General features: G+C 67.8%; 23 protein-coding genes. 7 read left to right on the forward strand and 16 right to left on the reverse strand.

The window, feature by feature from the left end:
* Window positions 1-10: 10 nt before the first annotated feature.
* The gene (locus OVA30_RS05520) at window positions 11-577 is read right to left on the reverse strand and encodes a DUF1003 domain-containing protein (protein ID WP_056111326.1); all 567 of its coding nucleotides are present in this window, start codon (window positions 575-577) and stop codon (window positions 11-13) included.
* A gap of 294 nt (window positions 578-871) precedes the next feature.
* Between OVA30_RS05520 and OVA30_RS05525 the strand changes: the two genes are divergently transcribed.
* Entirely contained in the window at window positions 872-1,747 is an 876-nt protein-coding gene (locus tag OVA30_RS05525) for a dienelactone hydrolase family protein (RefSeq protein WP_268174845.1), read from the forward strand.
* Window positions 1,748-1,754: 7 nt separating this feature from the next.
* On the opposite strand, the gene OVA30_RS05530 is transcribed toward OVA30_RS05525, so the two are convergent.
* Entirely contained in the window at window positions 1,755-2,132 is a 378-nt protein-coding gene (locus tag OVA30_RS05530) for a 4a-hydroxytetrahydrobiopterin dehydratase (protein WP_268174846.1), read from the reverse strand.
* Window positions 2,133-2,358: 226 nt separating this feature from the next.
* Between OVA30_RS05530 and OVA30_RS05535 the strand changes: the two genes are divergently transcribed.
* From OVA30_RS05535 to xoxJ, 6 genes are all read left to right on the forward strand, one after another.
* The gene (locus OVA30_RS05535; protein WP_268174848.1) at window positions 2,359-3,354 is read left to right on the forward strand and encodes an ABC transporter substrate-binding protein; all 996 of its coding nucleotides are present in this window, start codon (window positions 2,359-2,361) and stop codon (window positions 3,352-3,354) included.
* A 39-nt stretch (window positions 3,355-3,393) separates the two neighbouring features.
* A complete protein-coding gene (locus OVA30_RS05540) occupies window positions 3,394-4,128 on the forward strand; it encodes an ABC transporter permease (RefSeq protein ID WP_268174849.1) in 735 nt (244 codons plus the stop codon).
* Entirely contained in the window at window positions 4,109-4,882 is a 774-nt protein-coding gene (locus tag OVA30_RS05545; RefSeq protein WP_268174850.1) for an ABC transporter ATP-binding protein, read from the forward strand. The genes OVA30_RS05540 and OVA30_RS05545 overlap by 20 nt, the downstream gene beginning before the upstream one ends.
* A gap of 706 nt (window positions 4,883-5,588) precedes the next feature.
* Window positions 5,589-7,394, forward strand: a complete 1,806-nt coding sequence (gene xoxF1 / locus OVA30_RS05550) for a lanthanide-dependent methanol dehydrogenase XoxF1 (protein WP_003597620.1) — start codon at window positions 5,589-5,591, stop codon at window positions 7,392-7,394.
* A gap of 193 nt (window positions 7,395-7,587) precedes the next feature.
* The gene (gene xoxG / locus OVA30_RS05555) at window positions 7,588-8,139 is read left to right on the forward strand and encodes a methanol metabolism c-type cytochrome XoxG (RefSeq protein ID WP_012752609.1); all 552 of its coding nucleotides are present in this window, start codon (window positions 7,588-7,590) and stop codon (window positions 8,137-8,139) included.
* Entirely contained in the window at window positions 8,139-8,993 is an 855-nt protein-coding gene (gene xoxJ / locus OVA30_RS05560; protein ID WP_268174851.1) for a rare earth element methanol dehydrogenase accessory protein XoxJ, read from the forward strand. Before xoxG ends, xoxJ begins: the two co-directional genes overlap by 1 nt.
* A 105-nt stretch (window positions 8,994-9,098) precedes the next feature.
* Here xoxJ and folK read toward each other — a convergent pair whose 3' ends face one another.
* The 14 genes from folK to fhcD form a co-directional block, all read right to left on the reverse strand.
* Complete coding sequence (gene folK, locus OVA30_RS05565; protein ID WP_268174853.1) at window positions 9,099-9,575, reverse strand: 2-amino-4-hydroxy-6-hydroxymethyldihydropteridine diphosphokinase; 477 nt, start codon at window positions 9,573-9,575, stop codon at window positions 9,099-9,101.
* Window positions 9,572-9,964 (reverse strand): dihydroneopterin aldolase, encoded by a 393-nt coding sequence (folB, locus tag OVA30_RS05570; protein WP_268174854.1) that lies wholly within the window; start codon window positions 9,962-9,964, stop codon window positions 9,572-9,574. Before folB ends, folK begins: the two co-directional genes overlap by 4 nt.
* The gene (gene folP, locus OVA30_RS05575; protein ID WP_268174855.1) at window positions 9,957-10,826 is read right to left on the reverse strand and encodes a dihydropteroate synthase; all 870 of its coding nucleotides are present in this window, start codon (window positions 10,824-10,826) and stop codon (window positions 9,957-9,959) included. Before folP ends, folB begins: the two co-directional genes overlap by 8 nt.
* 94 nt (window positions 10,827-10,920) lie before the next feature.
* Window positions 10,921-11,286, reverse strand: a complete 366-nt coding sequence (locus OVA30_RS05580) for a hypothetical protein (protein ID WP_015822361.1) — start codon at window positions 11,284-11,286, stop codon at window positions 10,921-10,923.
* A complete protein-coding gene (locus OVA30_RS05585; protein ID WP_268174857.1) occupies window positions 11,267-12,001 on the reverse strand; it encodes a hypothetical protein in 735 nt (244 codons plus the stop codon). Before OVA30_RS05585 ends, OVA30_RS05580 begins: the two co-directional genes overlap by 20 nt.
* Complete coding sequence (gene pqqE, locus OVA30_RS05590; RefSeq protein WP_012253377.1) at window positions 11,998-13,152, reverse strand: pyrroloquinoline quinone biosynthesis protein PqqE; 1,155 nt, start codon at window positions 13,150-13,152, stop codon at window positions 11,998-12,000. The genes OVA30_RS05585 and pqqE overlap by 4 nt, the downstream gene beginning before the upstream one ends.
* Window positions 13,149-14,267, reverse strand: a complete 1,119-nt coding sequence (gene pqqC, locus OVA30_RS05595) for a pyrroloquinoline-quinone synthase PqqC (protein WP_268174858.1) — start codon at window positions 14,265-14,267, stop codon at window positions 13,149-13,151. The genes pqqE and pqqC overlap by 4 nt, the downstream gene beginning before the upstream one ends.
* Window positions 14,268-14,433: 166 nt before the next feature.
* Window positions 14,434-15,333 (reverse strand): pyrroloquinoline quinone biosynthesis protein PqqB, encoded by a 900-nt coding sequence (gene pqqB, locus OVA30_RS05600; RefSeq protein WP_268174860.1) that lies wholly within the window; start codon window positions 15,331-15,333, stop codon window positions 14,434-14,436.
* Window positions 15,334-15,380: 47 nt separating this feature from the next.
* Window positions 15,381-15,470 (reverse strand): pyrroloquinoline quinone precursor peptide PqqA, encoded by a 90-nt coding sequence (gene pqqA, locus OVA30_RS05605; protein ID WP_012317526.1) that lies wholly within the window; start codon window positions 15,468-15,470, stop codon window positions 15,381-15,383.
* A 333-nt stretch (window positions 15,471-15,803) separates the two neighbouring features.
* Entirely contained in the window at window positions 15,804-16,511 is a 708-nt protein-coding gene (locus tag OVA30_RS05610; RefSeq protein ID WP_015950694.1) for a response regulator transcription factor, read from the reverse strand.
* Entirely contained in the window at window positions 16,508-18,145 is a 1,638-nt protein-coding gene (locus OVA30_RS05615; protein ID WP_012253381.1) for a sensor histidine kinase, read from the reverse strand. The genes OVA30_RS05610 and OVA30_RS05615 overlap by 4 nt, the downstream gene beginning before the upstream one ends.
* A gap of 108 nt (window positions 18,146-18,253) precedes the next feature.
* Complete coding sequence (locus OVA30_RS05620) at window positions 18,254-18,460, reverse strand: hypothetical protein (protein WP_012253382.1); 207 nt, start codon at window positions 18,458-18,460, stop codon at window positions 18,254-18,256.
* A gap of 163 nt (window positions 18,461-18,623) precedes the next feature.
* Window positions 18,624-19,421: a formylmethanofuran dehydrogenase subunit C gene (locus OVA30_RS05625; protein ID WP_268174861.1), complete on the reverse strand. Its 798-nt coding sequence runs from the start codon at window positions 19,419-19,421 to the stop codon at window positions 18,624-18,626.
* Window positions 19,418-20,353: a formylmethanofuran--tetrahydromethanopterin N-formyltransferase gene (gene fhcD / locus OVA30_RS05630; RefSeq protein WP_015822365.1), complete on the reverse strand. Its 936-nt coding sequence runs from the start codon at window positions 20,351-20,353 to the stop codon at window positions 19,418-19,420. The genes OVA30_RS05625 and fhcD overlap by 4 nt, the downstream gene beginning before the upstream one ends.
* Window positions 20,354-20,373: the final 20 nt, after the last annotated feature.

Below are 20,373 nucleotides of genomic sequence, written 5' to 3' on the forward strand. Positions count from 1 at the left end.
CGCTCGGGCGTCAGGCGCGGTCGTTCCGCTCGATCTCGTCGAGGACGGCGTCGGGGGCCACATCCTGGCTGAGTTCGCCGACTTCTGGATCGGCGACCGTCTCGATGCCCATCCGCTCCGTGATCGCCGACACCATTGCGACGAGCTTCGTCACCTCGTGCTCGGCCAGAAGGCTGATGTGGAGGTCGAGATCGGCCCGCTTGTCGGCCGCCGCGGCCATGCGGTTCTGGCTGATCAATACGAAGGTCGAGAGGAAGATCGCCTCGACCGAGGCCGCGGTCCCGAGGATCACGAAGGACGCGTCCCATTTCGGCAGGATCGGCAGCAGGCCCGTATTCACCAGGGTCCAGAAGCCGAACAGCACGACGTGCAGGGCGACGAACGCCATGCTGCCCGTGAACCGCGTGATCGCCTCGGCGATGCGATCCTGCAGGGAGGCCGCCCTTTCCGCGGCGCTTCGGCGCTCCTGCAGCGTCCGGATGTTGCGCAGGAGAGCGGGCGCCAACCCTTCCGGCTGAGGCGGCGAATAGGTCGTCCGTGGGGCGGGGCTGTCCCGTTCGTCTTGCCTTGGCGTCATGGCGGGTCTCAGGAGGACGGTGGCGGAGCAACCGGCCTGAGCCGCGGCCTGATCCCGAGGGGAGCGTGAAACTGCTGGCGGCCTTGTCCGGGACCGCGGCTGGCTCTTTCGGCGTTGGGCCACCGCGCGGGCGGCGCGAGGCTGCGCGCGCACCCGTCGCGGTTCGCCGACCGTCGCGGGCTTCGGCCGACGCGTCCTCCTTTTCCAAAAGCCGGCATCCCCCTTTCGGGGCGATGCCCTAACTCTGCCGTCGGGCGACTGCCCGTCTGACGCATCCATACCCGAGAGGCACGCATGACCGCGTTCGATGCCGACCTGCGGAGCCTCGCGGCTCAGACGACCCTCTCACGGCGCACCGTGATCGCCACGAGTCTCGCCACGGGCTTCGCGCTCGCCGTGCAGCCCGTCGCGGCCCAGACCATCATCACCACGGACACGAACGGCCTGGTCGCCGGCGAGGTGAAGATTTCGACGCAGGACGGCGAGATCCCGGCCTACCGGGCCATGCCCGCCGAGGGTGGCCCCTTCCCGACGATCCTGGTCGTGCAGGAAATCTTCGGCGTGCACGAGCACATCAAGGATGTGTGCCGCCGGCTGGCCAAGCTCGGCTATTTCGCCCTGGCGCCCGAACTCTATGCCCGGCAGGGCGACGTCTCGACGTTGACCAACATCCAGCAGATCGTGAGCGAGGTCGTCTCCAAGGTGCCCGACGCCCAGGTGATGAGCGATCTCGACGCGGCGGTCGCCTTCGCCAAGGGCACGGGCAAGGCCGACACGGCCCGCCTCGGGATCACCGGCTTCTGCTGGGGCGGGCGCATCACCTGGCTCTACGCCGCGCACAATCCGGCGGTGAAGGCGGGCGTCGCTTGGTACGGGCGCCTCGTCGGCGACAGCTCGGCGCTGATGCCGAAGAACCCTGTCGATGTCGCCGCCGATCTCAAGGCGCCGGTGCTCGGCCTCTATGGCGGGGCCGATCAGGGCATTCCGGTCGCTACGATCGACCGGATGAAGGAGGCCTGCCGGGCCGCCGGCAAGACCTGCGATTTCGTCGTCTATCCGGAGGCGGGACACGCCTTCCACGCCGATTATCGTCCGAGCTACCGCGCGGAGTCGGCACAGGACGGATGGAAGCGGCTGCAGGACTGGTTCCGGCAGCACGGCGTCGCCTGAGCCCGCCTCACTTGTCGTACTTGATGTAGGCGAAGCGCGGATCGGTCGGCGTTCCTTCGAGGGCGCCGCCCTCCGCGCCCGGCTGCCAGCCCACGACCTCCTCGATCTTCTTTGCCAGAGAGAAATCCTTCTCGGTGATGCCCTTGGCGGCGTGGTTCATCAGCCGGACCTCGACCCAGGCGTAGGACGCGGTGAGGTCGGGATGGTGCCACGCGGCCTCGGCCAGATGGCCCACCGTGTTGATGACCATCAGCGTGCCCTTCCACGAAGCCGTCTTGTAGGTCCGCCGGATCCAGCCGTCCTCCAACCGCCAGTGCGGCAACTCTTCCTTGAGCCGCCGCTCCACCGTCGCGTCGTCGAGGACGCCCTCGCGTGCTTGCGTCATTGTCACCCTCCCATCGAATACGGTGAAAACCTGCGTCGGGACGGGCGGCGGCGCAAGCCGGGATCGGTGGGGCTCGCGCCCCTGGGCGGAGGCCCGCATGTCGCAGCGGAAACGCCGGGACCGGCTGTGGACGGGGCGGAGGCGAGTCCCTATTAAAAAATTCAACAGAAACCGTCCGCCTCCGCCGGAGACGGAACGGCCTGACCGATAATTCATGAGGACGCCCATGCTGTCACGGCGCGGAATGCTCGCGACGGCGGCTCTGTCGCTGGCCGCGACGCTGCCGATGGGGCGCCGCGCCCAGGCGGCGGGCGAGACGTTCCGGCTCGGCGTTCTGCCCTTCGGCACCGCCTCCTGGGAGGCTGCCGTCATCAAGGCGCGGGGCTTCGATACGGCCAATGGCTTCACCCTCGATATCGTCAAGCTCGCTGGCAACGATGCCGCCCGTATCGCCTTCCTCGGCGGTCAGGTCGATGCCATCGTCGGCGACCTGATCTTCGCCGCCCGCCTCGGCAACGAGGGGCGGGGCGTGCGCTTCTCGCCCTATTCCACCACCGAAGGGGCGCTGATGGTGCCCGCCGGAAGCCCGATCACGGATCTGAAGGGGCTCGCGGGCAAGCGGCTCGGGGTGGCGGGCGGCGCGCTCGACAAGAACTGGATCCTGCTGCGGGCGCAGGCGCGCGAGACGGCGGGGCTCGAGCTCGAGAACGTCGCGCAGATCGCCTACGGCGCGCCACCGCTGCTGGCGCAGAAGCTGGAGACCGGCGAACTCGACGCGGCCCTGCTCTACTGGCAGTTCTGCGCCCGCCTCGAAGCTAAGGGCTTCAAACGGCTGATCTCGGCCGACGACGTGATGCGGGCCTTCGGCGCCAAAGGCGCCGTCTCGCTGATCGGCTATCTCTACGAGGGCCAAACCGTGGCCGACCGGGGCGAGGTGGTGCGCGGCTTTGCCCGTGCCTCGGCCGCCGCCAAGGACGCGCTGGCGAACGAGCCAGCCCTGTGGGAGACCGTCCGCCCGCTGATGGCGGCGGAGGACGACGCCACTTTCGCCACGCTCAAGCGCGATTTCCTCGCGGGCATCCCACGCCGGCCCATCGCCGCCGAGCGCGCGGATGGCGAGCGCATCTACGCAGCCCTGGACCGGCTCGCGGGCGCGCAACTCCTCGGCGTGGGCAAGAGCCTGCCGCCGGACCTCTATCTCGACGCCTCTGGCAACGGCTGACGACGGCACGATGACGGTTCCGGTCCGCTGACCCTGCGCATGGCCCTGCTCGCGCGCCTCCTCTCCCTCGCCGTCCTCCTCGTCCTCTGGCAGGGCCTCTCCGCCTATGCCGACACGCGGACCCTGCCGGCGCCGAGCGCGGTGTTCGCCTTCATCCTGCGCGAGGCGCAGAGCGGCAGCCTGTTCTTCAATGTCGGCGTCACGCTCGCCCGGGTCGCGGTCTCCTTCGTCATCGCCATGAGCCTCGGCGTGCTGCTCGGCATCGCGCTCGGCCGCTCGCGCCTCGCCGACCGGCTGCTCGACACGCCGCTTCTCGTCGTCCTCAACACGCCGGCCCTCGTCATCACGGTGCTGGCCTATGTCTGGCTCGGGCTGACCGAGGCCGCGGCCATCGTCGCGGTGGCGCTCAACAAGCTGCCCAACGTCGCCGTCATCATGCGCGAGGGCGCCCGCGGCCTCGATCCGGGCCTGGAGGAGATGGCGACGACCTACCGCTTCGACCGGCGGACCTGGATCGCCCACGTGCTGCTGCCGCAGCTCCAGCCCTTCATGGTGGCGGCGGCGCGCTCCGGCATCTCGCTCGCCTGGAAGATCGTGCTGGTGGTGGAACTGTTGGGCCGTCCCAACGGGGTCGGCTTTGCCATCAACTATTACTTCACGCTCTTCGACGTCACCGCGGTGATCGGCTACAGCCTCGTCTTCATGAGCGTGATGCTCGCCCTCGACTCACTCCTCCTCCAGCCCCTCGACGCCCATGTCCGCCGCTGGCGCTGAACCCGGCGCCGAGACGGCGCCGCTGCTGACGGTGCGCGTGGACCGCAAGGTCTATCGCAAGCGTGGCCGCAAGGCCGGCACCGAGGCCGTCGAGGCGGTGCGCGGCCTCGCCTTCGAACTCCATGCCGGCGAGATCACCTGCCTGATCGGGCCCTCGGGCGCGGGCAAGACCACGACGCTGCGCATCCTCCTCGGCCTCGACCGCGACTTCGAGGGCAGCGTGACCCCGGAGCCCTCCGAGGCCGGCATCGCGATGGTGTTTCAGGACCCGCGCCTGCTGCCCTGGCGCACCATCGAGCAGAACGTGCGGCTCGGCCTGCCGCGCGAGCGCCGGGCGCGTGACCTCGACAGTCTGTTCGCGTCGCTCGGGCTCGCATTGTGGCGGGCGCATTATCCCGGCGCGTTGTCGCTCGGGATGCAGCGCCGGGTGGCCTTGGCCCGAGCGCTGGCGCTCGAGCCGCGCATCCTCGTTCTCGACGAGCCCTTCGTCTCCCTCGACGATGCGGCGGCCGCGTCCCTGCGAGCGCTCGTGGTCGAGGCGGTGGCCGATTCCGGCACGAGCGCGCTGATGGTGACGCACAACGTCGCCGAGGCCATCGAGATCGCCGACCGTCTGCTGCTGGTCTCGCCCCGGCCCGCCCGGCTGCTAGCGGATCTGCCCCTCGACCGGCCGCGCTGCGAGCGGGACCGGGCCTGGGCCGACGCGACCCGCCAGGGCCTTGCCGCCCGATTTCCCGGCATCGTCGCTCAGTAGAATCACGCCCGAGAGAATCGCGCCCTGCCAAAGCCGCAGGCGCGTCGAATGCGCATCGGAGGCGGTCGCAGCCTGCTCCGCGCTGTCCCGTTGGGGACGTCTGCCGTTCCTTAAGGATAAACGGAGCGGTTCATTGCAAAAATTTCCCGGCCGCCACGGGGCGGATCGAGCAGCTTGACGACCTCGTCATCGCATCGTTCGGCGGGTCCGATTGTTTGCAGTGCGGCATCGCCAGCGGGCCTCACCGGCCCCGATGGCAGGAATTAAAGTGCCACGGACGCATGGGCGATGGGAAAATTTGATCATCCCATGCGAGTGGCGCATTCGTATCCATGGTAGAGCACTGAAGCTCGTCAAAACAAACTTGAGAAGTGTGCGCCGCCCATCAAATTGTGCAACGCAAAATGCTGAATTTAGCAGGCAAGTTTCCTGATAAAGGGCCCTGTGAGTGCGACATTCGACGCGCGAAAGCGAGTTGACGGCGCCCGAAATTTTCTTAGAGTTCGTTCAAGCTTCGGTTTCGGGGAGCCGCTAAGGGATGCGGACCCAGCCGGGTAAGTCGCCGGGAACTATGGAATAATCCTAATTTCTGTGCGGCAGGCGCGAGCTGCCGGAGCGAATATCATCCCTGTCGCAAACAGCAGGTCAATCAACGGTGGGTAGCGGGCTGCTATCCAGCGGCGGATAAGACTTGTCGGAGGAATCCATGAGAGCGGTACATCTCCTCGCACTCGGTGCGGGTCTCGCGGCTGCAAGCCCGGCCCTCGCCAACGAAAGCGTTCTGAAGGGCGTCGCCAACCCGGCGGAGCAGGTGCTCCAGACGGTCGATTACGCCAACACCCGCTATTCCAAGCTCGACCAGATCAACGCCAGCAACGTCAAGAACCTCCAGGTTGCCTGGACCTTCTCGACCGGCGTGCTGCGCGGCCACGAGGGCTCCCCGCTCGTCGTCGGCAACATCATGTACGTCCACACCCCCTTCCCGAACATCGTCTACGCGCTGGACCTCGACCAGGGCGCCAAGATCGTGTGGAAGTACGAGCCGAAGCAGGATCCGTCCGTGATCCCGGTCATGTGCTGTGACACGGTCAACCGTGGTCTGGCCTATGCCGACGGCGCGATCCTCCTGCACCAGGCCGACACCACGCTCGTCTCGCTCGACGCCAAGTCCGGCAAGGTGAACTGGTCGGTCAAGAACGGCGACCCGTCCAAGGGTGAGACCAACACCGCCACCGTTCTCCCGGTGAAGGACAAGGTCATCGTCGGCATCTCCGGCGGCGAGTTCGGCGTGCAGTGCCACGTCACCGCCTACGACCTGAAGTCCGGCAAGAAGGTGTGGCGCGGCTACTCGATCGGCCCGGACGATCAGCTGATCGTCGACCCCGAGAAGACCACCTCGCTCGGCAAGCCGATCGGCAAGGACTCCTCGCTGAAGACCTGGGAAGGCGATCAGTGGAAGACCGGCGGCGGCTGCACCTGGGGCTGGTTCTCCTACGATCCCAAGCTCGACCTGATGTACTACGGCTCGGGCAACCCCTCCACCTGGAACCCCAAGCAGCGTCCGGGCGACAACAAGTGGTCGATGACCATTTGGGCGCGTAACCCCGACACCGGCATGGCCAAGTGGGTCTACCAGATGACCCCCCACGACGAGTGGGACTTCGACGGCATCAACGAGATGATCCTCACGGATCAGAAGTTCGACGGCAAGGACCGTCCGCTGCTGACGCACTTCGATCGTAACGGCTTCGGCTACACGCTCGACCGCGCCACCGGTGAAGTGCTCGTCGCCGAGAAGTTCGATCCGGTCGTGAACTGGGCCACCAAGGTCGACCTGGACAAGGGTTCCAAGACCTACGGCCGTCCGCTGGTCGTGTCGAAGTACTCGACCGAGCAGAACGGTGAAGACGTGAACTCGAAGGGCATCTGCCCGGCGGCTCTCGGCACCAAGGACCAGCAGCCGGCGGCCTTCTCGCCCAAGACCGGCCTGTTCTACGTCCCCACCAACCACGTCTGCATGGACTACGAGCCGTTCCGGGTGACCTACACCCCGGGCCAGCCCTACGTCGGTGCGACCCTCTCCATGTACCCGGCTCCGGGCTCGCATGGCGGCATGGGCAACTTCATCGCCTGGGACAACCTCCAGGGTAAGATCAAGTGGTCCAACCCCGAGCAGTTCTCGGCTTGGGGCGGCGCGCTCGCCACTGCCGGTGACGTGGTGTTCTACGGCACGCTCGAAGGCTTCCTGAAGGCCGTCGACTCGAAGACGGGTAAGGAACTGTACAAGTTCAAGACCCCGTCGGGCATCATCGGCAACGTGATGACCTACGAGCACAAGGGCAAGCAGCACGTCGCCGTCCTCTCGGGCGTTGGTGGCTGGGCCGGCATCGGCCTCGCGGCTGGCCTGACCGACCCGAACGCCGGCCTCGGCGCGGTGGGTGGCTATGCGGCCCTGTCGAGCTACACCAACCTCGGTGGCCAGCTCACGGTCTTCTCGCTGCCGAACAACTAAGTCGCTTGCGACATAGAGCCTAAAGGATGCCGGCGCGGGAAATCGCGCCGGCATCTTTATGATTTTATGATTATGCTGTAGGGCCTGCTTGGTAGCCGCACAGATTACGTTGCGGTGCAACATGATGGTCTCGGGAGAAACGTCGTTGTCTTCGATGAAAAGAACCGCTCTTCTTGGTCTCGTCGGTGCAGCCTTGCTCGGAGCGGTTCCCGCCGCCACCGTTGCCTTCGCCCAGGACGCCAAGCCCGAACTCGCCAACAAGCTCGATCCGAACGCCAAAGAGATCGACGAGCCGGTGCTCAAGGCCGCCACAGCGGCGAAGGAAGAGGACGGCAAGTACTTCGATAAGGACGGTCACCCGACCTTCCACATCACCAACGACGGCAAGAAGGTCGATTGGTTCACCTATTCCGGCTATCGCCGCTATCACGCCGAGTGCCACGTCTGCCACGGCCCGGACGGCATGGGCTCGACCTACGCGCCCGCCCTCAAGGACTCGCTGAAGCGCCTCTCCTACGAGGAGTTCTACGGCATCCTCGCCGGCGGCAAGCAGGAGATCAGCAACACCGCCAACCAGGTGATGCCCGCCTTCGGCGATAATAAGAACGTGATGTGCTACGCCAACGACCTCTACGTGTACCTGCGCGCTCGCGCCGCCGGTGCCTGGGGCCGGGCCCGTCCGGGCGAGAAGGAAGACAAGCCCGAAAGCGCCAAGACCGTTGAGAAGGAGTGCCTGGGCGGCTGATGACCCGCTCAAGCGCACCCGTTTCGGTCGCGGTCGCCGCGCTCCTGCTCTCGGCAGGGGCGCGGCCCGCTCATGCGCAGCACCTGCCGGATCTGGTCACGCAGGATGTCCTGCGTGTCTGCAGCGATCCCGGCAACATGCCGTTCTCCGAGCGCAAGGGCGGCGGTTTCGAGAACAAGATCGCGCAGATCGTCGCCGACGAGCTGAAGGTCAAGCTGCGCTATTACTGGCTGACCCAGGGGCCCGGATTCGTCCGCAACACCCTCGGGACCGGCCTGTGCGACCTGATCATCGGCACGTCGGGCGGCGACATCGTCCAGGCCACCAACCCGTATTACCGCTCGGCCTATGTCCTGGTCGCCCGCAAGGGCGAGTTGGCGGACCTCAAGCGCCTCGACGACCCGCGGCTGAAGGACAGGCAGATCGGCATCATCGCCGGGACGCCGCCCTCCAACCGCTTGAGCGAGCTGAAACTCGTCGGCGAGCGGATCCATGCCTATGCGCCCTACGCCTTCGGGGCCGAGCGCAAGCATCAGACGGTCGCGGCGGAAGTGATCGCGGATCTCTCCGAGAAGAAGATCGACGTGGCGATCCTCTGGGGGCCGGCCGCGGGCTGGCTGGCCAAGCAGAGCGGCGTGCCGATGGATGTCGTGCCGCTCCTTCACGAGCCCGGACGGCCGCCGCTGACGTTCCGTGTTTCGATGGGCGTGCGCCACAACGAGAACGACTGGAAGCGCAGCCTCAACACCGTCCTGCGCAAGCGCAAGGCCGACATCGAGGCGGTGTTGCGCGAATACGAAGTGCCGCTGCTGGCGGAGGAGGACACCAAGCCTCTCGATGCCGCGGACGAGTGATCCCCGATCAGAAGTCTATCATTGAACGCGCATTCTTTCGACGAACCGGCCGCCACTTCGTCGGAATGCGCTTCGAAAGGCCCGAACCCCGGTTCGGGCCTTTTCTCAGTCGACCCGCTCTATCCCCGACCGATCGAGCTTGGCCAGAGCCTCCCTGACCGTCTCGCCACCGATGACGAGGTCGGGGGCGATCTCAGCGAGCGGCACCAAAACGAAGGCACGCTCGCGCACGAAGCGATGCGGCAGCACGAGGCGTTCGTCGGAAACTTGCGCCCCCTCATAGGCCAGCACGTCGATGTCGATGACCCGAGGCCCCCAGCGGCGCTCGCGGACGCGCCCGAGCGCCGCCTCGATCGACAGGCAGACCTCCAGCAACCCGTGCGGTGTCAGCTCGGTGTCGATGGCGACCGCCGCGTTGAGGAACCAGTCCTGATCGGTGTCGCCCCAGGGCGGCGTGCGGTAATCGGCGGAGCGCGCCACGACCCGGATGCCGGGCGTTGCGGCAAGGTGCTCGACGGCCCCGGCCAGCATCGCGGCCTTGTCGCCGATATTGCTGCCGAGCCCGAGATAGGCGCGCGTCATCTCGTCTCCGTGGTCGCGGCTCTGTCGGAACGGCCCCGCACGATCTCGATGGCCGCGTAGTCGAGTACGGCCGGGATCGGCGCACTCGGCTTGTCGATCCGCACCGCGATCGTCTCGATCCGGGGAAACCGCGCAAGGCAGGTCTCGGCGATCGCCTCGGCCAGGGCCTCGATCAGGGCGAAGCGCCGGTTGGTGGCGATGTCCAGTGCGATCTCGGCGAGATCCGCGTAGCTCACGGTCGCGGCCACGTCGTCGCTGCGGCCGGCCGGCGCGAGGTCGAGTCGGCATTCCAGCGAGATGTAGAAGCGCTGGCCGAGCCGCTCCTCCTCCGGCAGCACGCCGTGACGGGCGAAGACTGCGAGGCGGTGGACGAGGATGCGGTCAGCCATGGATCGTCCCAAGCGCCCTCTCCGGGCGCATCACCGCGTCGAGCACCCGCAGCGCCTCGACATGCGGCGCCACGTCGTGGACCCGCACGATGTCGGCCCCGAGCGAGCCGGCGAGAACGTGCGCGGCGAGCGAGCCGATGAGCCGGTCCTGCGGCGCCGTCTCGCGGTCGTGCAGGCGCCCGAGCAGGCTTTTCCGCGAGACACCGACGAGGAGGGGAAAGCCCAGCGCCCGGATTTCGGGAAGGCGGCGCAGGGCTTCGAGATGCTGTTGCCAGCTCTTGCCGAAGCCGATGCCGGGATCGAGCACGATGTCGCCGTCGCGAATGCCGGCGCGGCGGGCGATGTCGAGGGAGCGCTCGAAGAAGCGCAGCATGTCGGCGATGATGTCGAGCGAGCCGTCGATCGTCTCGCGGTTATGCATGACGATGACCGGCGCGCCGTGATCGGCCGCGACGCGGGCGATGTCCGGCTCGCGCTGCAGCCCCCAGACGTCGTTGACGAGGGTCGCGCCGGCCTTCAGCGCGGCCTCCGCCGTCGAGGCCTTGTAGGTGTCGATCGAGATCGGAACGGACAGGCCCGGTGCCACGGCCTCGATCACGGGCACGACGCGGGCCTGCTCCTCCGCGGCCGGGACGGGCGTGTGGCCCGGCCGGGTCGATTCTCCGCCAATATCGAGGATATGGGCGCCGGCCTCCGCCAGCGCGGCGGCCTGCGCCCGCGCGGCATCGACACCCTCGAACCGGCCACCGTCCGAGAACGAGTCCGGCGTGACGTTGAGGATGCCCATCACCAGCGTGCGCCGGCCGAGGCCGGGCAGCAGGGTATTCAGGCGCGTCGGCGGAGTAGAGTCGTCGGGCGGCATCGCGTCTCGAGGGTGAGGGGCCGAGTTTGCCGGCCTAGCCCCTCTGGCGGGGTTTCGCCAGATCGATTCCGTCCCGCCCCGCCGCGGCCTGTCCTCAGGAGGCGCCGCGATAGCAGCGGATCTCCGCCTCGGCCTGGGCGCGGCGCAACTCGGCCACCTTGTCGTCGAACATCTTGGTCGACTTGAACGCGGCGGTGCGCTGGCCGATGCCCTGGCGCATCGACAGGATGGTCGAGGCCTGAACGTAGCGGTCATAGGGCAGGATCGACGCCAGCGCGTCGAGGGAGCAGGAGCATTTCTCCAGCGCCTCGCGGGTCTGCCCGTTGGCGGCCATGCAGCCGAACACGTAATCGGCCCGCACATCCGTCGGATAGTCGTTGTCGTCGGCACGCGCGGGCGCGGCGAGCATCGCCGCCGCGAGCAACGCGGCGGCGAGCGCCTCAGGAATCCTTCTGGTCATAATCGAGCCTCTCTTCGAGGAGTTCGCCGCCATCTGGCTTCAGCGCACGGGCCTGGATCGAGACGATCTCTCCCGGCACGTCGGGCGCGACGACGAAGGTGTAGGTGATGGTTTCGAAGCCGCGCATCCGCTCCGACTGAGGGTCGCCCGCGAACGGCTTCATCTCGACGCGCCAGCCCTCGACGGTCCGGCCCTTGAACGAGACCTGCATCGGCGTCACCGTCGCCTTTTCGCGCAGACCTTTTCGGATCGCGTTCTTGATGTAGCGCGGGTTGGCTTCCAGCAGGCTGGCGAGACCCTTCAAGTGGTTCTCGAGGAACAGGCTCAGCACAGGGTTGCCGGGCATGTCGGTGAAGGGGCCGGCCGGGAGGCGGTTGCCACCGGAGAACATCTGCACGCGGATGTCGCGGCTCTCGGCGCTCTTGCCGGGCTCGACCGTGAGCTTGATCGCGTCGCTGAGCGGCGGCCCGTAGGGTCCGCGCTCGATGCCGCTGCGGCGCGCGTAATCGTAGGTGAGGGTGCTGCCGGGCGCGGTGTTCTTCATCTGCGGCTGCTCGAACAGCAGGTCGCTGGCGTCCGGTGCGGTGCCCTTGGTTGCCGGGTTTTGGGCCGCCGTCTCTTGCGGCGTCGCTGGGGTGGTGTCGGAAGCCGCCCAGGCGGAAGGCGTCGTCACGAGGGCGGCCGAGAGGGCGACCGCCAGAAAGGATCGTCTCAAAGGGGTGCCTTTTCGCTCAACGGGTTTTGCACATTCGTCCCGATGCTGCGGTATATATAATCGGGCGGGGTCTCGGCAGCCTCTTCCTTGGCAAGATCCCGCATTTTCGCGTGCAGCGGCGAAAGGGAGCAGGCCGGATCGGTGTTGGCCGCGTCGCCCGTCAGCGCCAGCGCCTGGCAGCGGCACCCGCCCCAATCCTTCTCGCGCCGGTCGCAGGAGCGGCAGGGCTCCTTCATCCAGCTTGTGCCGCGATAGGCGGCAAAGGCCGGGGATTGGGTCCAGATCTCGCCGAGCGAGTGGTCGGTGACGTACCAGAATTCGAGGCCGGGGATGGTCTCGGCGGCGTGGCAGGGCAGCACCTTGCCCTGCGGCGTCACGTTCATCAGCTTGCGGCCCCAGCCGCCGGCGCAGGCCTTCGGGTACTTGGCGTAGTAGTCCGGCACCACGAGGTCGATGACGAGCTGGCCCTTGAGGCGCTCGCGCGCGGCTTCAACGATGCGGATCGACTCGTCGACCTGGCTCTTATCCGGCATCAGCGCGGCGCGGTTCACATAGGCCCAGCCGTAATACTGGGTATGGGCCACCTCCAGCCGCTTGGCACCGAGCTTGACCGCGAGGTCGATGAAGCCCGGCACCTCGTGGATGTTGCCGCGGTGGATCACCGAGTTCAGCGTCAGCGGCAGGCCGAGTTCGGTGACGCGGGCGGCGAACTGCATCTTCTGCGGCTGCGCGTTCTTGAGTCCGCCGATTTTTTCCGCGTTGGCCGCGTCCACCCCTTGGACGGAGAGCTGCACGTGATCGAGGCCGACGTCGTAGAGCGCGTCGAGCTTCGCCAAGGCACCGCCGACGCCGGAGGTGATCAGGTTCGAGTACAGGCCGAGTTCGGCGCATTTGGCCGTGATCTCGACGATGTCGGGGCGGGCGGTCGGTTCACCGCCCGACAGGTGGACGTGCAGCACACCGAGACCCGCCGCCTCCGTCAGCACCCGCAGCCACGTCTGCGTGTCCAGCTCGGCCGAGCGCCGGTCGAGCTCCAGCGGGTTCGAGCAGTATGGGCAGCGCAGCGGGCAGCGGTGCGTCAGCTCAGCGAGCAGACCCACCGGCGCCGGAATGACGTCCACGGGGGAGGGGGCGGGGGTCGGTGCATTCATCGCTCCAGAACCCTTTTTTGCGCGAGGCCAGCCAGCATCGGGAGGATGTCGGCTTCGATGATGGCCGGGTCGGCGTCGTAGGTCTGGCCCAGAATCTGGGCGATCTGCGAAACCGTGTTCCGGCCATCGACGAGCTTGAGGACCGCGACGGCGTTGTCGTCGAGGTCGAAGGTGCGCTCGGGGGCGAGCAGCACGTGCTTGTTGCGGACCTCGTCGAAGCGCAGGCGCACGCCGCGGGGCAGGCGCGGCACGTCGCTCCCCGAGAAGGCCGTGGGTTCAGCCGTCGTCGCGGCGGGGCTGGCCGCGGCGGGGGGGCTGGCCTCGGCGGAGTTCGTCTCGGCGACAAGGCCCTCGCCCGGCTGCCACGCATCCGGCGGCACCATGCCGGGGGCGACATAGGCGAAGTAGAGCGCGTCGAGCTGCGTCCAGAGCACGTTGCACTTGAAGGTCAGCGCATCCATCGCCGCCCGCTGCATCTCGGGCGTGGTGGCATGCCGCTTGACGTAATCGAGGGCGAAATCGGCGTCGCGCGGGGCCTGGGTCAGGCGCTTGTCGAAATAGGCCAGCGTGTCCTTGGTGATGAAGTCATAGTTCTTCAGCATCCCGACGACGCGCTCGGAGATGATCGTCGGCGAGAACATCTCGGTCAGCGAGGAGGCGATGGCTTCGAGCAGGCTGCGCTCGGAGACGAAGTGGACATAGGCATCGACCGAGAAGCGGGTCGCTGACAGGATGCCCTTGGTCGAGAGCACGTAGTCGCGGGTGAAGCCGACGCCTTCCGCGAGCTTGAGCCAGCGCTCGATGCCGCCGTCGCCCTCATGGTCGCCGTCGTGATCGACGATGCGCTGGCGCCAGATCCGGCGAAGCTGCGCATCCGGCAGGCGGGCCAGGAGCGCCGCATCCTTCACCGGAATCATCGCCTGATAATAGTAGCGGTTGAGCGCCCAGGCCCGGACCTGATCCTTCGACAGCTTGCCGTCATGCAGCAGCCGGTGGAACGGGTGGAGGTTGTGGTAGCGCCGTGCGCCGATGTCGCGGAGCGCCGCCTCAAGCTCCTCGTGGCTCAGCAGGCGTTGCTCGGTGTCCGGGACGGGCGGCGGGAATTGGGCGGTCATGGCGTTCGGTTTCCCCCGAGCTTCGAGTCGCGTTTCCTGGATTTATTTTTAAATGGGGCCCGGTACCGATCGGGGCAGGGCCGCTGCCGCACGATTGGATCGTGCAAAACATATTCAGTCCGGCACTAAATTTCCAGACCGGGCTCTTCCCAAGACCTCGGCCCGATCAGAGATCGAGGGTCAGGCCGTCATGGGCGACGGTCCAGCCGCGCGCCTCGACGCTCGCGCGCTCGGACGAATCCTCGATCAGGACCGGATTGGTGTTGTTGATGTGAACGAAGACCTGTCGGCCGATCTCGACATCGGCGAGAGACGCGATCGAGCCGGTCTCGCCGTTCATCTGGATATGGCCCATGCGCCAGCCGGTCTTGGTGCCGACGCCGGCGCGGATCATGTCGTCGTCCTCCAGCACCGTGCCGTCGAACAGGAGCGCATCGGCGCCGGCGATGCGGGCTTTCAGATCCTCCGTCACGCGGGCGCAGCCGGGGATGTAGGCGAGGCGCTTGCCCCCGGCCTCGATCATCGTGCCGACCGTGGTTTCGGTCTCTGCTCCGATCTCCATCGACGCGTCTTCCAGCCAGAGCGGCACCTTGCCGGGGACGGAGAACAGCGTCACCGAGAGGCCGGGCACCGGCTCGAAGGTCTCGTTGAGGGCGATCGTCTGCCGCTTCACCACCTCGGCGGCCATCACGTCGAAGACGCGGTTGTCGGAGACGGAGGCCAGGATGCCGGGTGTCGCGTAGAGCGTGAAGGGCTGGCCCTCGCGCAGGGTCAGCAGGCCCGCGACGTGATCGACATCGCCGTTGGTCAGCAGCACCGCGTGGATCGGCGAGTGGCGCAGGCCCTCGCGCGGATGCATCTGCGGATTGGCCTGGATCTGCTGACGGATGTCGGGGGAGGCGTTCAGCAGGAGCCAGCGTTCCCCGTCAGGAGAGACTGCGATGCTCGACTGCGTGCGCGGCCTGACGCGGGAATCGCCCGCCCAGGCCAGGGAGCAGATGGAGCAGCGGCAGTTCCATTGAGGAACGCCGCCGCCCGCAGCCGAGCCCAGGATTACGACATGCATGGTGAAAACCCGCTGATGCCTGCAACCCCAACCCGGCTCAAATCACCTTAGTTGAAGGTGTCGATCTCGGCCGACTCGTAGCTCGTGACTTCCATGCCGACGCAGATCTCGGAAACGATGGGGGCAGCCCACTTCATGGTGTCTCTCCTCGACTTTATGGAACGCCGGAACCGCGCGATCCCACTAATTAAGAGGATCGTAAGATACTGGCGACGCACTCGTTTTCGCACGCCGGAGGTATATCGCCAATTCCGGCCCCGCCTGCAAGAGCCAGCTTGCCGTTTCTTCCCAAGTTCGAGACCGGTTCGGCATAACTTCGCGTGAGACGCGGGTTAAACTTTGGTCTGAGAGCGCTTTCCGACGAGGTGGACGCCGGTTCGGCGAAAGAAAGCGCGTTCAAGCAAAGACCGGGAGACGCCGGCCTGAGGCCATCAGGTCGGTACGGCGCTCGGAGCGAAATGCCGCGGGGGTCAGTGGCGGAAATCCTGGCCGCGCAGATCGAGCATGAAGCCCTTGCCGCGCACCGTGACGATCACCGGGCCGCCCAGCCGTACGAAATCCGAGAGCTTCGAGCGGAGGTAGCCGACATAGACATCGACCACGTTGAGCGAGAGGCCGCCCTGGCTCGCCCAGAGCCGGTCGAAGATCTCGCCGCGCGAGATCGGCCGGTTCACCTCCTGCATCAGCAGGGCGAGCAGCTCCGCCTCGCGCGGGGTGAGGCGCGCGGAGGCCTCACCGAAGCTGACCTGGCGGATGTTGACGTCGAGGGTCAGGCGGCCGGCGGTGAAGACGGTGCGCGGGGTGTCCGCCTCGCGGCGGCGCAGCAGGTGAACTTGGAGCCGGGCCAGCAATTCGTCGAACACGAACGGCTTGATGATGTAGTCGTCGGCGCCGAGCGCCAGCCCCTCGGCCCGGTCGCGCACCTCGTCGCGGGCGCTCAGGAAAAGGATCGCGCCGGGATAGCCGCCCTCGCGCAAGCTGCGGCAGACGTCGTGGCCGGAGCCGTCGGGCAGGGTGATGTCGAGCACCACCGCCTCCGGCGCCTCGTCGCGGGCGGCACTCAGCGCGTCCTCGACCCGGCCGGCGACGCCGACGGAAAACCCTTCCGCCTCCAGGCCGCGAGCCAGGATGCCGCGGATGTCGATATCATCCTCAACGATCAATACGCGCGTCGTCATGCGGCGCCGATCCTCTCGTGTCCTGCCCCGTAGGATTCCGGCGCGACGCCATCGTCGAGCGAGGGCAGGTCGATGACCACCCGGGCGCCGCCGCCGTGTTCGGCTTTGCCGAGGCTGATCGCGCCATCATGGCGCTCAACGACCCATCGCGCCAGAGCTAAACCTATGCCGAATCCCGCTTCTCCCGACCGGGCCTCGCGGCGGAAGCGCTCGAACAGCCCGTCCCCGCCCGCGGGGAAGCCGGGGCCGTCGTCGTCGATGGTGACCCGCGCCCGGCGGCCCTGCGGCGTGTCGTGCTCGCTCAGCGAGACGGTGATGCGGGTCAGGCCGGTGGCGTGGCGCAGGGCGTTGTCGATCAGGCTCTCGACAACCTGGCGGAGCCATTCCGGATCGGCGGCGATCTCGATGTCGTGGTCCCCCGGTTCCAGCACCAGCTCGACCCGGCGGCGGGCGGCCTCCGAGCCGGCGCTGTCGACGGCGTCGGTCAGCACCTCGACGGCGCTCACGGCCCGCCGGTCGAGCTCGATCTGGCCGGATTCCGAGCGGGCCACGCGAAGCAGATCCTCGACCCGTCGCTTGAGACGCTGCGCCCGTTTGCGGATGGTGGTGAAGACCGGTCCGTAATCCACAGTTCGGCCGGCGGCGCGCTCCGCCGAACGCTGGGCGAGGTCGCACTCGCCCAGGATCACCGTGAGCGGCGTGCGCAGTTCGTGGCTGACATCGGCGAAGAAGCGGCGCCGGGAGCGGTCCACCATCTCCAGCCGCTCGTTGGCCGCGCGCAGGTCGGCGGTGCGGGCCTCCACCGTGTCCTCCAGGGCGGCCCGGTCGGCAGCGAGCCGGCCCTCGCGGCGGGCGAGCCGGGCGGCCATGCGGTTGAAGTTCGCGACCAGAAGCCCGAGTTCGTCGCGGGTCTCGACCGAGAGCCGGGTCCCGAGCGCGCCGCTGCCGACGGCCCCGGCCGCCCGGCGGATCTCCTCGATGCGCGCCAGCGTCGGCCGCGTGACCGAACGGTAGAGCACCCCGACGAAGGCGAGCGCCAGCACCGTCGCGGCCAGCGCGGCGGCGGTGAGTCGCTGTGAAAGGGTTCGGGCCGCCTCGGAGCCGGCGGTCATGCTGCGCCGCTCCGCCTCGATCAGCAGGGAGAGCGGCGGTCCCGTCATGGCGCCGAAGGCGTTGAGCGCGCCCTGCATCGCTGTCTTGCGAAGGTCGGGATCGGTTTCGCGCCGCACCAGGGTGACTTGACGGTCGAGCATCGCGCGGGCCGCGCGCACATTGGCGAGCGGCCGGGTGCGGGCGACGTACTGGATCCGGTCCTCAAGGTTGGCGCTGGTCGCCATGCCGCTGCCGATGGCGTCATCGACATGGTTGAGCGCCTGATCGACCCGGTCGCGGGTCACCGACAGGGCTTCGGGCGGCGCATCCGGATTGCCGACGCTGTCGATTGCGGCAAAGCCGTACTGTGCCAGCCGCCCCGACAATTCCGCCAGAAGCTCCAGCCGGTGCTGGGCGGCAAGCGTGCGTTCGATGACGTTCTCGGTCAGCCGGATCGACCACAAGACGCCGGTCGCCGCCAGCAGGGCGATCAGCGCCGTGCCGCCGAGCAGGAGGGCGAACCGGACTCTCAGCGAACGCATGGTCTCCCTCTCCGCCGCGGGGGCGGCGCGCGGACCATGTCACCGCCGGGGCAGGGTCTCAAGCCGGCTCGCATTGCCGGCTTTTCCCGGTCCGCTCGCGGGTTGGTCCTACAGGTCGGTCGGCAGGCTCGCCTTGGGGGCGCAGCGCCAACTCTTCACGTGATAGTCCGGATGCTCCTCCTGCCACGCCGCGAGCGTGCTCTGCGAGTTGCGCAGACACAGGAAGGGATTCGGGTTGTCGTAGTTCAGGTTGATCCGCTCGTCGTGGCACTTCGCCGGCTGGGCGATCAGGCAGACGGACAGGAGCAGGAACATGCGCGCGGCCTCGGCTCGGAGGGGGCGCGGTCGGCTCGACCGGATCGGTGTCCCGCGCCTCGGTCCAAGGCAAGGTGGGAGAATCCGGCAGGCCGGCAAGTCATTTTTCTGCGACTTGCCGGCGGTCTTTGGAAAAATCGTGCCGGATCAGGCCGGCGCGAAATCAGGCCGGAACGAACAGTTCGCCCTTGCCGAGCGTCGCGAGATCGCCGGAGTAGCGCCGCAGCGTGCCGCTGAGAAGGCTGGCCTGCGCCGCGCCGAGATGCTTGAGGCTCTGGGCCAGCAGCCGGACGAAGACGAGGTCGGGGGTGCCGGTCTCGACGAAGGTCGGCAGCAGCGTGCCGTGGCTGCCCGCGACCAGCGTGCCGCGGCGCATGCCGTAGCCCGGATGGTCGCCGAGCGCGCCGGAGACGACGATCGTGCCCGCGATCATGCGGGAGGCCGCGAAGGCGCCCGCGGAGCCTGCCAGGATCATGCCGCGGCGCATCCGATCGCCGAGATGGTCGCCGGCCGCGCCCTTGATGACGAGCGTCGCGCCGTCGAGCCCGGCCTTGGCGGCATAGACGGCGCCACCCGCGTGGTCGCCGGCATCGCCCTCGATCGTGATGGTGCCGCCGGTGGCGCCTGTGCCGGCATAGGGGCCGGCCGAGCCCGTTACGGTGAGCGTGCCCGCTGCCATGCCTTCGCCGAGACGCTGGCCGACATCGCCCTCGACCCGGATCGAGCCTTGCGAGAGCGCCGCACCCACCCGGTCGAGCCGGGACGAGCCGCCCTCGATCACGAGGCTGTCGGAGCCGTCGAGGGAGATCTCGAAGACGTCGCCGAGGGTCAGGCCACGACGGCTCGTGCCGATGGCGAGCTTGCCCGCCTCGGCCTCGGACAGACCGCTCAGGGCGAGGGGGGTGATGTTGAGAAGGTCGACCCGCTCCGGCAGATCACCGCGCAGTCTCAGCGTGCTCATGCGGCGGGTTTCTCCAACAGGTCGCGGAGGTGGTAATGATGCCGGCCGAGATTGCCGCCGTAATTGCCGGCGGTGACCGCGACGAGGCCGTGCTGTGCGCCGATCTCGGTGGCGGCGTGCAACGCCGCGCGCATCGATTCGGCGACCGCCGCCGAGGTCAGGGCGTCGATGACGATTTCCAGCACCACGCCGCATTCGGGCGGCAGCGCCGAGCCGGCCCGGCCCTTCAGCGTCGGACAATAGGCGTCGTTGGTCGAGGCCATCATGCCCTTGGTGCGCCCGCCGACCTTCGAGCCGGAGCGGACGATGCCGCCGGGGAAGGGCAGGATCGCGCCGGGAATGGCTTTCGCCGCCTCGACTGCGATCTCGGCGACGATGAGCGTGTCGGCATGCTTGCGGCCGAGGAACAGCAGGTTGCCGCCGCCGACCGCGCCATCGACCGCGCGCACCGAATCCTCGCACAGGAACTCGCCGTCCATGACGGGAATGCGCCAGTAGCGGCGCATCTTGCCCTCATGGTCGGGCAGGCGCTTGGCGACCGCGAAGCCGTCGCCGAAATAGCGGATCGCGCCGCCGAGCTTGATCTTGGTGGGGCCTTCGACGCCGGCAAAGCAGGCGGTGCCGGGGCAGGTGAGGATGCACTGGCCGACGCGCTTGAGGAGCTGGTCCTTCAGCCCGTTCGGCTCGAAGCCGAACAGCAGGATGCGCACGCCCGGGCGTCCGTCTGGCGTCTCCTCGGGGGAGAGTTCGGCATCGATGCCGGCCTCGGCGCCGCAGCCGATCACCGAGGTCGCGAAGCCCGTCATCACCGTCGCCGCGATCATCGCCCATTTCGGCGTGTCGTTGGTGACGATGATCGCGGTGCCCGCGACGTCGAAGGCTTCGGCGAAGGTGTCCTCGACCTTGATGCCGTTGAGGGTGAAGTCGCTCATCGATTCGATTCCATCACCCT

This window comes from Methylorubrum sp. SL192 (assembly GCF_026672325.1).
Lineage (GTDB): Bacteria > Pseudomonadota > Alphaproteobacteria > Rhizobiales > Beijerinckiaceae > Methylobacterium > Methylobacterium extorquens.

Excerpts from the sequence above, each read along its gene's own strand:
- OVA30_RS05525 (WP_268174845.1), top strand. The coding sequence starts at position 872 with ATGACCGCGTTCGATGCCGACCTGCGGAGCCTCGCGGCTCAGACGACC.
- OVA30_RS05545 (WP_268174850.1), top strand. The coding sequence starts at position 4,109 with ATGTCCGCCGCTGGCGCTGAACCCGGCGCCGAGACGGCGCCGCTGCTG.
- OVA30_RS05615 (WP_012253381.1), bottom strand. The coding sequence starts at position 18,145 with ATGCGTTCGCTGAGAGTCCGGTTCGCCCTCCTGCTCGGCGGCACGGCG.
- pqqE (WP_012253377.1), bottom strand. The coding sequence starts at position 13,152 with ATGAATGCACCGACCCCCGCCCCCTCCCCCGTGGACGTCATTCCGGCG.
- pqqC (WP_268174858.1), bottom strand. The coding sequence starts at position 14,267 with ATGACCGCCCAATTCCCGCCGCCCGTCCCGGACACCGAGCAACGCCTG.
- folB (WP_268174854.1), bottom strand. The coding sequence starts at position 9,964 with ATGGCTGACCGCATCCTCGTCCACCGCCTCGCAGTCTTCGCCCGTCAC.
- folK (WP_268174853.1), bottom strand. The coding sequence starts at position 9,575 with ATGACGCGCGCCTATCTCGGGCTCGGCAGCAATATCGGCGACAAGGCC.
- OVA30_RS05580 (WP_015822361.1), bottom strand. The coding sequence starts at position 11,286 with ATGACCAGAAGGATTCCTGAGGCGCTCGCCGCCGCGTTGCTCGCGGCG.
- OVA30_RS05540 (WP_268174849.1), top strand. The coding sequence starts at position 3,394 with ATGGCCCTGCTCGCGCGCCTCCTCTCCCTCGCCGTCCTCCTCGTCCTC.
- OVA30_RS05530 (WP_268174846.1), bottom strand. The coding sequence starts at position 2,132 with ATGACGCAAGCACGCGAGGGCGTCCTCGACGACGCGACGGTGGAGCGG.
- OVA30_RS05625 (WP_268174861.1), bottom strand. The coding sequence starts at position 19,421 with ATGAGCACGCTGAGACTGCGCGGTGATCTGCCGGAGCGGGTCGACCTT.
- xoxF1 (WP_003597620.1), top strand. The coding sequence starts at position 5,589 with ATGAGAGCGGTACATCTCCTCGCACTCGGTGCGGGTCTCGCGGCTGCA.
- folP (WP_268174855.1), bottom strand. The coding sequence starts at position 10,826 with ATGCCGCCCGACGACTCTACTCCGCCGACGCGCCTGAATACCCTGCTG.
- pqqA (WP_012317526.1), bottom strand. The coding sequence starts at position 15,470 with ATGAAGTGGGCTGCCCCCATCGTTTCCGAGATCTGCGTCGGCATGGAA.
- pqqB (WP_268174860.1), bottom strand. The coding sequence starts at position 15,333 with ATGCATGTCGTAATCCTGGGCTCGGCTGCGGGCGGCGGCGTTCCTCAA.
- OVA30_RS05620 (WP_012253382.1), bottom strand. The coding sequence starts at position 18,460 with ATGTTCCTGCTCCTGTCCGTCTGCCTGATCGCCCAGCCGGCGAAGTGC.
- fhcD (WP_015822365.1), bottom strand. The coding sequence starts at position 20,353 with ATGAGCGACTTCACCCTCAACGGCATCAAGGTCGAGGACACCTTCGCC.
- OVA30_RS05610 (WP_015950694.1), bottom strand. The coding sequence starts at position 16,511 with ATGACGACGCGCGTATTGATCGTTGAGGATGATATCGACATCCGCGGC.
- OVA30_RS05520 (WP_056111326.1), bottom strand. The coding sequence starts at position 577 with ATGACGCCAAGGCAAGACGAACGGGACAGCCCCGCCCCACGGACGACC.
- xoxJ (WP_268174851.1), top strand. The coding sequence starts at position 8,139 with ATGACCCGCTCAAGCGCACCCGTTTCGGTCGCGGTCGCCGCGCTCCTG.
- OVA30_RS05535 (WP_268174848.1), top strand. The coding sequence starts at position 2,359 with ATGCTGTCACGGCGCGGAATGCTCGCGACGGCGGCTCTGTCGCTGGCC.